The organism is Mangrovimonas yunxiaonensis (assembly GCF_000733475.1).
GTDB classification, from domain to species: Bacteria; Bacteroidota; Bacteroidia; order Flavobacteriales; family Flavobacteriaceae; genus Mangrovimonas; species Mangrovimonas yunxiaonensis.
Window position 1 is genome coordinate 408,345 of record NZ_JPFK01000007.1, and the last position, 12,157, is coordinate 420,501.

Consider the following 12,157-nt stretch of genomic DNA (forward strand, 5'->3'; position numbering starts at 1 on the left):
ATTCTTCAAACGATAATAAAAATCAATTGTTAATTTTGCACATGCAACACAACAACGTACTTATTTTAGATTTCGGGTCGCAATACACACAGCTTATTGCACGCCGCGTAAGAGAACTTAACATTTACTGTGAAATTCATCCTTACAACAAAGTTCCAGACCAATTAAACAAATACCATGCGGTTATTCTATCGGGAAGCCCTTTTTCTGTTAGGGCCGATAATGCACCACATCCAGATTTAACCAACATTAGAGGCAAAAAACCTATGCTGGCCGTATGTTACGGGGCGCAGTATTTGGCGCATTTTTCGGGAGGTGAAGTGGCACCGTCTAATACCAGAGAGTACGGGCGTGCAAACTTATCATTTGTAAAAGAAGACGACCTGTTTAAAGGCATTTCTACCGGAAGCCAAGTATGGATGAGCCATAGCGATACCATTAAAGCTTTACCAACCCATGGCGAATTGTTGGCAAGTACCCACGATGTGGAAAACGCAGCATATAAAATTAACAACGAGCAAACTTATGCCCTACAATTCCACCCAGAGGTTTACCACTCGACAGATGGCAAGCAACTGCTAGAGAACTTTTTGGTACACATTGCTGGAATAAAACAAGATTGGACACCCCAATCGTTTGTTGAAGAAACCGTTTCAGATTTAAAATCGAAACTGGGCAACGATAAAGTGGTACTGGGCCTATCTGGAGGGGTAGACTCTTCTGTTGCAGCCATGTTACTGCACAAAGCCATTGGCGAAAACCTATACTGTATTTTTGTAAACAACGGCTTGCTTAGAAAAAATGAGTTTACAGAAGTGTTAAAACAATACGAAGGCATGGGCCTAAATGTAAAAGGCGTTGATGCTTCGGCACGCTTTTTGGGAGCGTTAAAAGGATTAGACGACCCAGAGCAGAAAAGAAAAGCCATAGGTCGTGTGTTTATTGAAGTTTTTGATGACGAAGCGCATGCCATTCAAGATGTAAAATGGTTGGCGCAAGGCACCATTTACCCAGATGTTATCGAAAGTGTTTCGGCAACAGGCGGACCAAGTGCAACCATTAAAAGCCACCATAATGTTGGTGGGTTGCCAGATTTTATGAAGTTGAAAATTGTCGAGCCTTTAAAACTGTTGTTTAAAGATGAGGTAAGACGCGTTGGAGCTTCTATGGGAATGGATAAAAACCTGTTGGGACGTCACCCGTTTCCAGGACCAGGATTGGCCATTCGTATTTTAGGAGATCTAACCGAAGAGAAAGTTCGTATATTACAGGATGTTGATGCCATTTTTATTAGCAACCTAAAATCTTGGGGACTTTACGATCAAGTATGGCAAGCTGGGGCAATTTTGTTGCCTGTAAACAGTGTTGGCGTTATGGGAGACGAGCGTACTTACGAAAAATGTGTTGCCCTACGTGCCGTAGAAAGTACCGATGGCATGACAGCAGATTGGGTGAATTTACCGTATGAGTTCCTTCAAAAAACATCAAACGAAATAATAAATAAAGTTAAGGGCGTTAATAGAGTAGTGTATGACATTAGCTCAAAACCGCCAGCCACAATCGAGTGGGAATAAAAACAAACCTAATTACATGAAACAGCTTTTTTATCTATTTGCCTTAATTTTTATATGGGGGTGCGGAACAGCAACCCTACACGCCCAAAACTATCAAACCCATAAAATAAAGCAAGGCGAGACGGTTGAGGAAATTGCTAAAATGTATCGTGTAACGCCTTATGATATTTACACGCTAAACCCCGATGCCAAAAAGGGGCTTAAGGTAAATAGCGTATTAATTATTCCTAATGCTAAAGGAGGCCTAAAAGCCGACACAGCAGGAGATACACGGGAGTTGGTAGGTTTTAAAGAACATAAAACCAAAAAAAAGGAAACGCTTTACAGCATTTCCAAAGCGTATAACATAGAGATTAAAACACTTAAAAAGCACAACAGCTTTTTATATGCCAACAACCTAAAAAAAGGCGATAAGCTTAAAATTCCGGTATACAAAACCATAAAAAACAACACCTCTGCAGACGGGCAGCACACCGCTTCTAATGCAAAAACCAAGGATTATAAGGTGCTTCCTAAAGAAGGTAAATGGCGTATTGCGTATAAATTTGGGATTACCGTTGAAGCTCTGGAGGCTTTAAATCCCAATATGGGCGCGGTTTTAAGTGAAGGGCAAATCATACAAGTGCCAAATACAACCACTGAAGAAAATCCTATAGACGAACGCTATTCTTACTATACCGTGCTCCCTAAAGAAGGGTTTTACCGGTTAAAAGTAAAGCTGGGAGTTAGCCAAGAAGAACTGGAAGCCTTAAACCCAAGTTTAAAAGAGAATGGCCTAAAAAAGGGAATGGTTTTAAAAGTACCTTACCAAGCGTCTTTACCAGGAAATGCTGTTGTAGGCAAACCAAAACACCAAATCGATTTAACCGATAGCATTTCAACATTTAGTAGCAAGCGCATAGCCATTATGCTACCGTTTCAGCTTGATAAAATTGTAACAGATTCGGTGCTTGACAACAAAGCGCAAATTGCCAAAAACCCTTACCTTAGAACATCGTTAGATTTTTATGAAGGGGCCTTAATGGCTTTAGATTCCCTAAAAAAATTAGGGGTTTCCTTAACGGTTGATGTGTACGATACCAAAAATAAATTAAGCGAAGTATCGCACATTTTAAGAGCCAATGCTTTTGATGAGGTCGATGCTGTGATAGGACCGTTAATGGCCGATAATGTTAATAAAGTCGCTTCAGAATTAAAGCGCGATAACATTCCTGTGGTGTCTCCAATAACCAAAAACATTCAGCTTTATGATAATGTTTTTCAAACAAGACCATCAGAAGATTTGCTACGCGATAAGGTCGTGCACTTTTTTGCCAACGATACCCTTGCGAGCAACATCATAATCATTTCAGATGCCAAGCATACCAAAGTAAGTAACGACCTGAAAACGGTCTTCCCTAGAGGGGCTCAAATTTATTCAAGAATGAATAAAAAGAACGAAGATGCTTATTTTGTATATGATGCCGATATTACCGACAAGTTAAAACCAGGACGTAATGTGGTGTTTCTAGAATCGGATAATCCCGGGTTTGTTTCTAATGTTACCAGCAAGTTAAATGCTTTTAACAGCCTAAACGATAAGACCATTATATTGGCAACAACCAATATGAACGACGCCTTCGAAGACGACGATGTGTCTAACTACCATTTGTCTAACTTGCAGTTTCATTTCGCGACAATCGCAAAGTCTTACGACGATGATAACCCACAAGGCTTTGTAAAAGGTTACGAACAGCGTTATGGCGTAACCCCCAATAAAATTGCCGTGCGTGGTTTCGATATTACAATGGACACTGTGTTGCGTTTGGTAGCGTATAACGATTTGTATGCGTCGGTAAATAAAGCGCCATTAACAGAGTATGTTGAAAATAAGTTCGCTTACAAAAAAGAGGTGTTTGGCGGCTACTATAACAATACGGTATACTTGGTGAAATACAACAGCGACCTAAAAATAATTGAAGTAGAGTAAATGGTTTCTAAAGTAACATATCTAGGCGATTTAAGAACAGAAAACCTGCATGTTAAATCGGGGCAAACCTACATAACCGATGCCCCAACAGACAATAATGGTAAGGGTGAAGCGTTTTCTCCTACAGATACGGTTGCAACAGGCTTGGCAAATTGCATGTTAACGGTTATGGGCATTAAAGCCAGAGACCTAAAAATAGATATGGCAGGAACAACGGCCGAGGTGACCAAACTTATGGCGAGCCACCCAAGGCGAATTTCCGAGATTAAAATAGAACTTTCCTTTACAGGGGAGTTTGATGAAAAATCGAGAAAAATACTTGAAAAAACAGCCTTAACCTGTCCCGTTTATTACAGCTTGCATCCGGATATAAAAAAAGACATTAGGTTTAAGTGGTAAATTTATGATAAGGCTTTTAATGGTATGCTGTTTTTTTGTTGGGTTCTCACAAGACAACGAACAGGCCATCCCGTGGCACGATACCCTTAGCCTAAGTTGGACCGATTTTAAAGCACGTCCAGACCACACCTCTAGCGCCGCTGCTGTTACAGCTTCTGGTTTTGTGTTTGCCTATGCGGTAAAAACAACCAACGAAAAAATTACAGGATTTAATGCCGAAGTAACCTCCTGGTTTTACCCTGATAAATCGTGGTTTAAAAAAGCCTTGGTGAATGATCGGGTGTTGGCACACGAGCAATTGCACTTTGCCATTACCGAACTTTTTGCCAGAAAACTGAGGCAACAGCTTTCGCAGTTAAACGTATCAGATAAAATTAAAGACACAATAGATCATGCCCATGCCAATGCCCTTAAAGCCTTGGCTGCTTACCAAGACCAATACGATACCGAAACCGATTACTCCAGAAACCTAGAAGCGCAGTTGCGGTGGCAGCAGCAGGTTTATTTAGAACTGGATAAACTTTCAGATTTTAAACCATAACACACATTTTGCAACCCGATAAAACCTTTTTAATTAAGCTGGCCCATACTAAAATGCCGTATGGAAAATACAAGGGCAGGTATTTAATAGACCTCCCGGAATATTACGTGGTCTGGTACCATAACAAAGGGTTTCCAAAAGGCAAGTTAGGCGATATGTTACAAACAGTTTACGAGTTAAAAGTAAACGGATTAGAACATTTAATTAGGGAGATTAAAAAGCAGTACCCAAACGCTTAATGGGCATAGTGCTAACGTAAGGTTTGGGGTAATCCCCCAGAGCCGTTGAATAAAATATTAAGGGGTGAGCAAGCGGTCCTCGCGAATGTTGCCAATATGGTAGTAAGCAATAACCTCCTGTATAAGGTTGTCCTTAATAACATACCACTCGCTTACGTCCAATTTAAAATCATCTTGTATGGCGGTATACCTTACACAAGCTTTGTGTTTGTTGTACATGGCATCGTGAATCACAAAGGTGTGGTTTAAAAACTTATTTTTGTTGTTATAAACTAATTCAAGGTAGGTTTGTTGGCCTTCTATGGTTCCAAAAGGGCTAGTATGTTTAAATTTTTCCGAAATGGGCAAGCTGTTAATCGCGCCCGCTTCCCAACACGAAAACCATTTTTTTATTAAACGTTCTGTTGCCATAGCTGTTTAATCTTGTAAGCTAAGATAAGCAATTTGGCACTTAAGAAATTACCGATTTAAATTATTGGGTTTATTTAGTACAGCAATACTTTAATAACAGTTTTAATTTCGTAAATTTGCCTGCGTTTAAAAACGCAAGATGACAACAACTACGAAATACATTTTTGTTACAGGAGGGGTAACCTCTTCATTAGGAAAAGGAATTATTGCAGCCTCTTTGGCAAAATTACTTCAAGCACAGGGCTACCGTACAACCATCCAGAAATTGGATCCGTATATTAATGTCGATCCAGGAACCTTAAACCCATACGAACATGGCGAGTGCTATGTTACCGAGGACGGTGCCGAAACCGATTTGGATTTAGGCCATTACGAACGATTTTTAAACGTAAACACCAGCCAGGCCAATAACGTAACCACTGGGCGTATTTACCAGAGTGTTATAGAAAAAGAGCGCCGTGGAGAGTTTTTGGGGAAGACCGTTCAGGTTATTCCACACATTACCGATGAAATTAAAGAACGCATTCAAATCCTTGGCAAATCGGGCGATTACGACATTGTAATTACCGAAATAGGAGGGACCGTTGGCGATATAGAGTCATTGCCCTACATTGAAGCAGTTCGCCAATTAAAATGGGATTTAGGCGAGAACAACGGTATTGTTATTCATTTAACCTTAATTCCGTTTCTATCGGCAGCAGGCGAGCTAAAAACCAAACCGACCCAGCACAGTGTAAAAACATTGATGGAGAGCGGGGTGCAGGCCGATGTTTTGGTTTGCCGTACCGAACATGAACTGCCTAACGATTTGCGTACCAAATTGGCCTTGTTTTGTAATGTTAGGGAAGAAGCCGTTATTCAATCTATCGACGCATCAACCATTTACGATGTGCCTAACCTAATGCTAGAGCAAGGTTTGGACAAAGTTGTTTTAAAACGATTGGCCCTAGAGAGTGCCAAACCAGATTTAACCCAGTGGAACCAATTCTTACAACGTCATAAAAACCCAAAATCAGAAATTACCATAGGACTAATTGGTAAGTATGTTGAGCTTCAAGATTCTTATAAATCTATTTTAGAAGCCTTTATTCACGCTGGCGCCGAAAACGAGGTAAAGGTAAATGTAGAGGCCATTCATTCCGAGCATCTAAACGCCCATAGCGTAAAAGAAAAGCTATCACATTTAAACGGTGTTTTGGTAGCACCAGGCTTTGGCGAGCGTGGTATTGAAGGTAAGATTGCTGCCGTGCGTTATGTACGTGAGCACAACATACCGTTTTTCGGGATTTGTTTGGGCATGCAAATGGCCGTTATCGAGTACTCTAGAAATGTGCTAGGCCTAGAAGATGCCAATTCAACAGAAATGGACCCCGAAACCACCCATCCTGTAATTAATTTAATGGAAGAACAAAAGCATGTAGAAGACAAAGGGGGGACCATGCGTTTGGGAGCTTGGACGTGCGAATTAAAAGCGGGCTCTATTGCGAGTGCTGTATACAACCAAGAGCTTATTACCGAAAGACACCGCCATCGTTTTGAGTTTAACAGTGCTTACCGCGAACAATTAGAAACCGCAGGCATGACTCCTACAGGGTTTAACCCCGATACAGGACTGGTAGAAGTGGTCGAAATCCCTTCACACCCTTGGTTTGTAGGCGTGCAGTATCACCCAGAATACAAAAGTACAGTTGCAAAACCACATCCGTTGTTTGTGGCATTTGTTAATGCTGCCTTACAGCATAAAAATAATAATTAAGTGCCACTATGGCATTATAAATGGTTTAGGATAGGTTTTTGATTTAAACCCATCTTGAGATTTTAAGTAGACATATGGAAGAAAAAAAACTGGATATTAACTCTATAATAGGGTTTGTCTTAATTTTTGGAATTTTAGTATACATGATGTATACCAGCCAGCCAACCCCAGAAGAGTTGGAGGCTCAAGAAAAAGCAAAGCAAGAACAAGTAGAAGCCGAAGCGCAGACTGCCGCCAAACAGCAGGACAAAGTCGTGTCTTCAGAAGACTTTACAGCGCCTTCGCCTACCGATTCGTTAAAATTAGAGGCCCTTAAAGGAAAATTAGGCGCATTGGCCTATTCTTCTACGTTGCCATCGGCAAAAGATACCCACACCGTGGTAGAAAACCAGGTGCTGGCGCTAAAGTTTAGCAACAAAGGGGGGTATTTGTCGGAAATAAAACTAAAAGAATTTGTCAATTTTAAGGCCGAGCCAATTTATCTTGTAAAAGATGGCAATACAGATTTCAATATTAATTTTGGCACCACCGACAACAGAACGCTAAACACACGGGATTTATTTTTCGAGCCTACCATTACCAAAAATGGCGAGAATACCGTAGTGTCTATGAAACTTAAAGCGGGCCCACAACAGTATCTAGAGTACCGTTACGAGTTAAAGCCAGACGACTATATGATAGACTTTACCATCCGTTCACAAGGAATGGGTAATGTTATTAACGGCTCGCAGGCAATCGATTTAAATTGGGACCTACAAACCTACCGCCAGGCCAAAAGTATTTCGTACGAAAACCGTTATACCGAAATGGTTTACGAATACGATGGTGGTAAAGACAGTTACTTAGGCCAAAGCGAACTAAGCGACGATACCGAAAGCAGCGTGACCTACGTGGCTTACAAGCAGCATTTTTTCTCTTCGGTATTATTGGCAGACGAACCGTTTTCTACAGCTAGCTTAGTGTCTAGAAATTTGGTTAAAGACGAGACCATCGATACGGTTTACACCAAGGCATTTGCATCTAAACTGCCTTTAGAACTTAAAGGCGGCGAGCTTAACAAAACCATGGATTGGTATTTTGGTCCCAGCGATTACGAAGTGTTAAGCAGCTATAACCGTAACCTCGATGAAATTATGCCACTGGGCTGGGGGATTTTTGGTTGGATAAACCGTTATGTGTTCATTCCAATGTTTAGCTTTTTAAGCGGCTTCCTACCTTATGGTATTGCCATTATTGTAATGACCATCTTAGTAAGATTAGTCATGTCGCCCGTAACATACAAGTCTTATGTGTCCCAGGCTAAAATGAAAATCCTTAAGCCAGAGATTACCGAAATTAACGAAAAGCACAAGGACAACCCCATGAAAAAGCAACAGGAAATCATGGCCCTGTACAGCAAAGCAGGCGCAAGCCCAATGGCTGGGTGTTTACCGGCATTAATGCAGCTGCCTGTGTTTTATGCGCTGTTCATGTTTTTCCCATCGGCTTTTGATTTAAGACAAAAACCGTTCCTTTGGGCCGAAGATCTCGCGTCTTACGATACCATCGTTAATCTGCCATTCAACATCCCATTTTATGGCGATCACGTAAGTTTATTCCCCATCTTAGCGTCTGTGGCCATCTTTATTTACATGAAAATGACAACAGGACAGCAAATGGCCTCGCAACCCACACAAGAAGGGATGCCAGATATGGGGAAAATGATGAAGTATATGATTTATATTTCACCATTAATGATGTTGTTCTTCTTTAACAACTATGCTTCTGGATTAAGTTTGTACTACTTTATCTCTAACTTAATTACCATTGGTATTATGTTGGTAATTAAAAACTACATTATAGACGAAGATAAAATACACGCTAAAATTCAGCAGAATAAAAAGAAGCCTAAAAAGCAAAACCGTTTTCAAAAGAAAATGCAGGAAATGATGGAGCAGGCAGAAGAGCAGAAAAAAGCGCAACAACGAAAAAAATAAAGATAAAGCTGCCTTTTTTGGCAGCTTTTTTGTTGTAATATTATAAAGGATTAACCGTTATTAAATAAAAAGAGTATGCGAAAAATAGTGGGTTTTATAGGCGTGTTGTTACTCGTGGTCAATGGGGCTTTTGCTCAAGCAGTCAACCAATTTGATGCCAATGGCAAACGCCACGGCATTTGGAAAAAGAATTTCGAGGGCACTCAAGTACTGCGCTATCAGGGCGAGTTTAACCACGGTAAGGAAGTAGGCGAGTTTAAGTTCTATAAAAACGTTAACAACAAAGCGGTTTTAACAGCCTCAAAACAGTTTAAAGCCGATAGCGACATAGCGCTAACCACATTTTACGCATCCAATGGCAAAGTGGTAAGCAAAGGGCAGGCCATTGGCAAAACCCGAATAGGCAAATGGACCTATTTTCATAACAACTCCGATAAAATCATGACTCAGGAGCATTACAACAGCAACGGAAATTTAGATGGCGAGAGCATGATTTATTACGAAAATGGCCAGACGGCAGAGCACAGCCATTTTAAAGACGGCAAATTACACGGGCAAGCACTGTGGTACGACGAGTCTGGAGCACTTATAAAAGAATACAATTATATTGAAGACAAGTTGCACGGAAAAGCCAATTTTTATGGCCCCAAGGGGGAACTAAAACTAAAAGGACAATATAAAAACGACAGGCGCGACGGCATTTGGACCTATTATAAAAACGGCGTTGTAGAAAAAGAAGAAGACTACACCAGGAGAAGCAAAAACCCCTATAAAAAACAAGAATAAAACCCTAGGGTTTACCGCATAAAAAAAGCTCCTTATTTCAGGAGCTTTTATATTATTTAGGTATTTCACATGATGAGTAAGCTATTAATCAATCCAAATGGGGAAGTTACCTAAACATAAGTGGCTGCAATATAAATAAAAATCATACGTTTTCACAAAAAAAATACCATAAAAATGAAAGTTTTTATTTAAGTAATTGATAGTTAGCGGGTTGTTTTCTTTGGGGTGCAGCAGAAAGCGACCAGCTATTAATTTTCCTCTTAAAATAATGTATCTTTGCAACCAATTATGAATAAGAAAAAACGTGTTATAGTAGGCCTTTCCGGAGGCGTAGATTCCAGTGTAGCAGCGTACCTTTTAAAGGCGCAGGGCTACGAGGTTATAGGCCTTTTTATGAAAAACTGGCATGACGATACCGTAACCATATCTAACGAATGTCCTTGGTTGGAAGACAGCAACGACGCCATGATTGTTGCCGAAAAATTAGGCATTCCGTTTCAAACGGTCGATTTAAGCGAACAATACAAAACGCGCATTGTAGACTACATGTTTAATGAGTATGAAAGGGGGCGAACACCAAACCCCGATGTGCTTTGTAACCGGGAGATTAAATTTGATGTTTTTATGAAAATTGCCCTCGACCTAGGAGCCGATTATGTGGCAACAGGACATTATTGCCGTAAAGGCACCACTCTGGCAAGCAATGGCGAAGAAGTTTACCAATTATTATCAGGGGTCGATACCAATAAAGACCAATCGTATTTCTTGTGTCAGCTGTCGCAAGAGCAGTTGTCAAGAGCCTTATTTCCCATAGGGGAACTAACAAAACCAGAAGTGCGGCAAATAGCGGCAGAACAAAATTTAATCACAGCCGATAAAAAAGATTCCCAAGGACTTTGCTTTATAGGAAAAGTGAGGTTGCCAGAATTTCTTCAACAGCAGTTAAAGCCCAAAGAAGGTCTTATTGTTGAGGTGCCGGCAGACCATGAAAAATATACCGATAAAGCACCCGAATTTGCCTCTAAGGAAGCCGAGCTAAAATACCTGTCCAGAAAACACACCTACACCTTAACCGATGGCAAGGTGGTAGGCAAACACCAAGGCGCCCATTTTTTTACCAAAGGGCAACGCAAAGGGCTAGGGGTTGGCGGTACCGTAGCGCCTTTATTTGTAATAGACACCAATGTTAAGGATAACATTATTTATACCGGCCAAGGCAACACACATCCGGGATTGTACAAACGCGGCCTTTTTATAACCAACGATGAGCTGCATTGGGTTAGGGAAGACCTCGCGTTAACCACCGGCCAAACCATGAAGGTTATGGCACGCATTCGCTACAGGCAACCTCTACAGGAAGCCACACTGCACAAAGTAGACACCGGACTTTATGTGGCATTTAAGCAGCCGCAGTCCGCCATAACCGAAGGCCAGTTTGTTGCATGGCATTTAAACGACGAGCTTATAGGCTCAGGAGTAATATCGTAAAGGGTTTATATGAAACACAATAACATAACACAACTGTTTAACATTCAACATCCAATTGTTCAAGCTGGAATGATCTGGAATAGCGGATGGCGTTTGGCAGCCGCTGCTAGTAACGCAGGTATTTTAGGCTTAATAGGAGCCGGAAGCATGTATCCTGAAGTGCTTCGAGAACACATTCAAAAATGCAAGAAAGCCACCCAAAAGCCTTTTGGGGTTAATGTGCCCATGCTGTATCCGGATATTGAAAAAATCATGGACATCATTGTTGAAGAAGGCGTGAAAATTGTATTCACTTCTGCCGGAAACCCTAAAACCTGGACCAAGTGGTTACAGGACAGAGGCATTACGGTTGTTCATGTGGTAAGCAGTGTTAAGTTTGCACTTAAAGCACAAGAGGCTGGGGTCGATGCCGTAGTTGCCGAAGGCTTTGAAGCAGGCGGGCACAACGGCCGCGACGAAACCACGACCTTAACCTTAATTCCTATGGTAAAGGAGCAATTGGAAATTCCTTTAATTGCTGCAGGGGGTATTGCCACTGGGCAAGCCATGCTAGCGTGTATGGTATTAGGAGCCGATGGCGTGCAGGTAGGAAGTCGTTTTGTTGCGAGTGAAGAAAGCTCGGCCCACCAAGCTTTTAAGCAGGTTGTTGTCGATGCCAAAGAAGGCGATACCCAACTTACCTTAAAAGAGCTAGCACCGGTAAGGCTCGTTAAAAACAAATTCTATCAGGACGTTCAGGAGCTGTATAGAAAAAGCCCTTCAATAGAAGAACTAAAAGAATTGTTGGGACGTGCGCGGGCCAAACGTGGCATGTTTGAAGGCGATTTAGAAGAAGGCGAACTGGAAATAGGCCAAATAGCAGGCCTTATTCATGAGGTAAAGCCTGTCGCCCAGATTGTCGCCCAAATGCTAAACGAATTTGAAGTCGCTAAAAAAAATGTGTCAACCCTGTAATACGAGTTGTCTAATGCACTTTTAGGGGAAATTATCTTCTTTTACGGTTAAGGAATTAAAGGTT

General features: G+C 41.2%; 11 protein-coding genes. 10 read left to right on the forward strand and 1 reads right to left on the reverse strand.

Annotation, left to right across the window (positions count from 1 at the left end):
• The first annotated feature begins 41 nt into the window (after nt 1-41).
• From guaA to IA57_RS09245, 5 genes are read left to right on the forward strand one after another with little or no spacing between them, the layout of a single operon-like run.
• Entirely contained in the window at nt 42-1,574 is a 1,533-nt protein-coding gene (gene guaA / locus IA57_RS09225) for a glutamine-hydrolyzing GMP synthase (RefSeq protein ID WP_036122381.1), read from the forward strand.
• 16 nt (nt 1,575-1,590) lie between these two features.
• Nucleotides 1,591-3,543, forward strand: a complete 1,953-nt coding sequence (locus IA57_RS09230) for a LysM peptidoglycan-binding domain-containing protein (RefSeq protein ID WP_036123286.1) — start codon at nt 1,591-1,593, stop codon at nt 3,541-3,543.
• Nucleotides 3,544-3,942, forward strand: coding sequence for an OsmC family protein (locus tag IA57_RS09235; RefSeq protein WP_036122384.1), 399 nt, complete (start codon nt 3,544-3,546; stop codon nt 3,940-3,942).
• A 4-nt stretch (nt 3,943-3,946) separates the two neighbouring features.
• The gene (locus tag IA57_RS09240) at nt 3,947-4,483 is read left to right on the forward strand and encodes a DUF922 domain-containing protein (RefSeq protein ID WP_036122386.1); all 537 of its coding nucleotides are present in this window, start codon (nt 3,947-3,949) and stop codon (nt 4,481-4,483) included.
• 5 nt (nt 4,484-4,488) lie between these two features.
• Nucleotides 4,489-4,722, forward strand: coding sequence for a DUF3820 family protein (locus IA57_RS09245; RefSeq protein ID WP_373283099.1), 234 nt, complete (start codon nt 4,489-4,491; stop codon nt 4,720-4,722).
• Nucleotides 4,723-4,779: 57 nt separating this feature from the next.
• On the opposite strand, the gene IA57_RS09250 is transcribed toward IA57_RS09245, so the two are convergent.
• The gene (locus IA57_RS09250) at nt 4,780-5,133 is read right to left on the reverse strand and encodes a hypothetical protein (protein WP_036122393.1); all 354 of its coding nucleotides are present in this window, start codon (nt 5,131-5,133) and stop codon (nt 4,780-4,782) included.
• Nucleotides 5,134-5,272: 139 nt separating this feature from the next.
• Between IA57_RS09250 and IA57_RS09255 the strand changes: the two genes are divergently transcribed.
• From IA57_RS09255 to IA57_RS09280, 5 genes are all read left to right on the forward strand, one after another.
• Nucleotides 5,273-6,889 (forward strand): CTP synthase, encoded by a 1,617-nt coding sequence (locus tag IA57_RS09255; protein WP_036122394.1) that lies wholly within the window; start codon nt 5,273-5,275, stop codon nt 6,887-6,889.
• 74 nt (nt 6,890-6,963) lie between these two features.
• The gene (gene yidC, locus IA57_RS09260) at nt 6,964-8,865 is read left to right on the forward strand and encodes a membrane protein insertase YidC (protein WP_036122397.1); all 1,902 of its coding nucleotides are present in this window, start codon (nt 6,964-6,966) and stop codon (nt 8,863-8,865) included.
• Nucleotides 8,866-8,940: 75 nt separating this feature from the next.
• On the forward strand, nt 8,941-9,651 hold the full coding sequence (locus tag IA57_RS09265; protein WP_036122400.1) for a toxin-antitoxin system YwqK family antitoxin: 711 nt from the start codon (nt 8,941-8,943) through the stop codon (nt 9,649-9,651).
• 288 nt (nt 9,652-9,939) lie between these two features.
• Nucleotides 9,940-11,139, forward strand: a complete 1,200-nt coding sequence (gene mnmA / locus IA57_RS09275; protein ID WP_036122406.1) for a tRNA 2-thiouridine(34) synthase MnmA — start codon at nt 9,940-9,942, stop codon at nt 11,137-11,139.
• Between the two features lie 9 nt (nt 11,140-11,148).
• Nucleotides 11,149-12,093, forward strand: a complete 945-nt coding sequence (locus tag IA57_RS09280) for an NAD(P)H-dependent flavin oxidoreductase (RefSeq protein WP_036122409.1) — start codon at nt 11,149-11,151, stop codon at nt 12,091-12,093.
• The last annotated feature ends 64 nt before the right edge of the window (nt 12,094-12,157 follow it).

Bases quoted from the DNA above. Each gene is read 5' to 3' on its own strand.
- IA57_RS09280 (WP_036122409.1), top strand. From the start codon at position 11,149: ATGAAACACAATAACATAACACAACTGTTTAACATTCAACATCCAATT.
- IA57_RS09230 (WP_036123286.1), top strand. From the start codon at position 1,591: ATGAAACAGCTTTTTTATCTATTTGCCTTAATTTTTATATGGGGGTGC.
- yidC (WP_036122397.1), top strand. From the start codon at position 6,964: ATGGAAGAAAAAAAACTGGATATTAACTCTATAATAGGGTTTGTCTTA.
- IA57_RS09240 (WP_036122386.1), top strand. From the start codon at position 3,947: ATGATAAGGCTTTTAATGGTATGCTGTTTTTTTGTTGGGTTCTCACAA.
- IA57_RS09255 (WP_036122394.1), top strand. From the start codon at position 5,273: ATGACAACAACTACGAAATACATTTTTGTTACAGGAGGGGTAACCTCT.
- guaA (WP_036122381.1), top strand. From the start codon at position 42: ATGCAACACAACAACGTACTTATTTTAGATTTCGGGTCGCAATACACA.
- IA57_RS09250 (WP_036122393.1), bottom strand. From the start codon at position 5,133: ATGGCAACAGAACGTTTAATAAAAAAATGGTTTTCGTGTTGGGAAGCG.
- mnmA (WP_036122406.1), top strand. From the start codon at position 9,940: ATGAATAAGAAAAAACGTGTTATAGTAGGCCTTTCCGGAGGCGTAGAT.
- IA57_RS09235 (WP_036122384.1), top strand. From the start codon at position 3,544: ATGGTTTCTAAAGTAACATATCTAGGCGATTTAAGAACAGAAAACCTG.
- IA57_RS09265 (WP_036122400.1), top strand. From the start codon at position 8,941: ATGCGAAAAATAGTGGGTTTTATAGGCGTGTTGTTACTCGTGGTCAAT.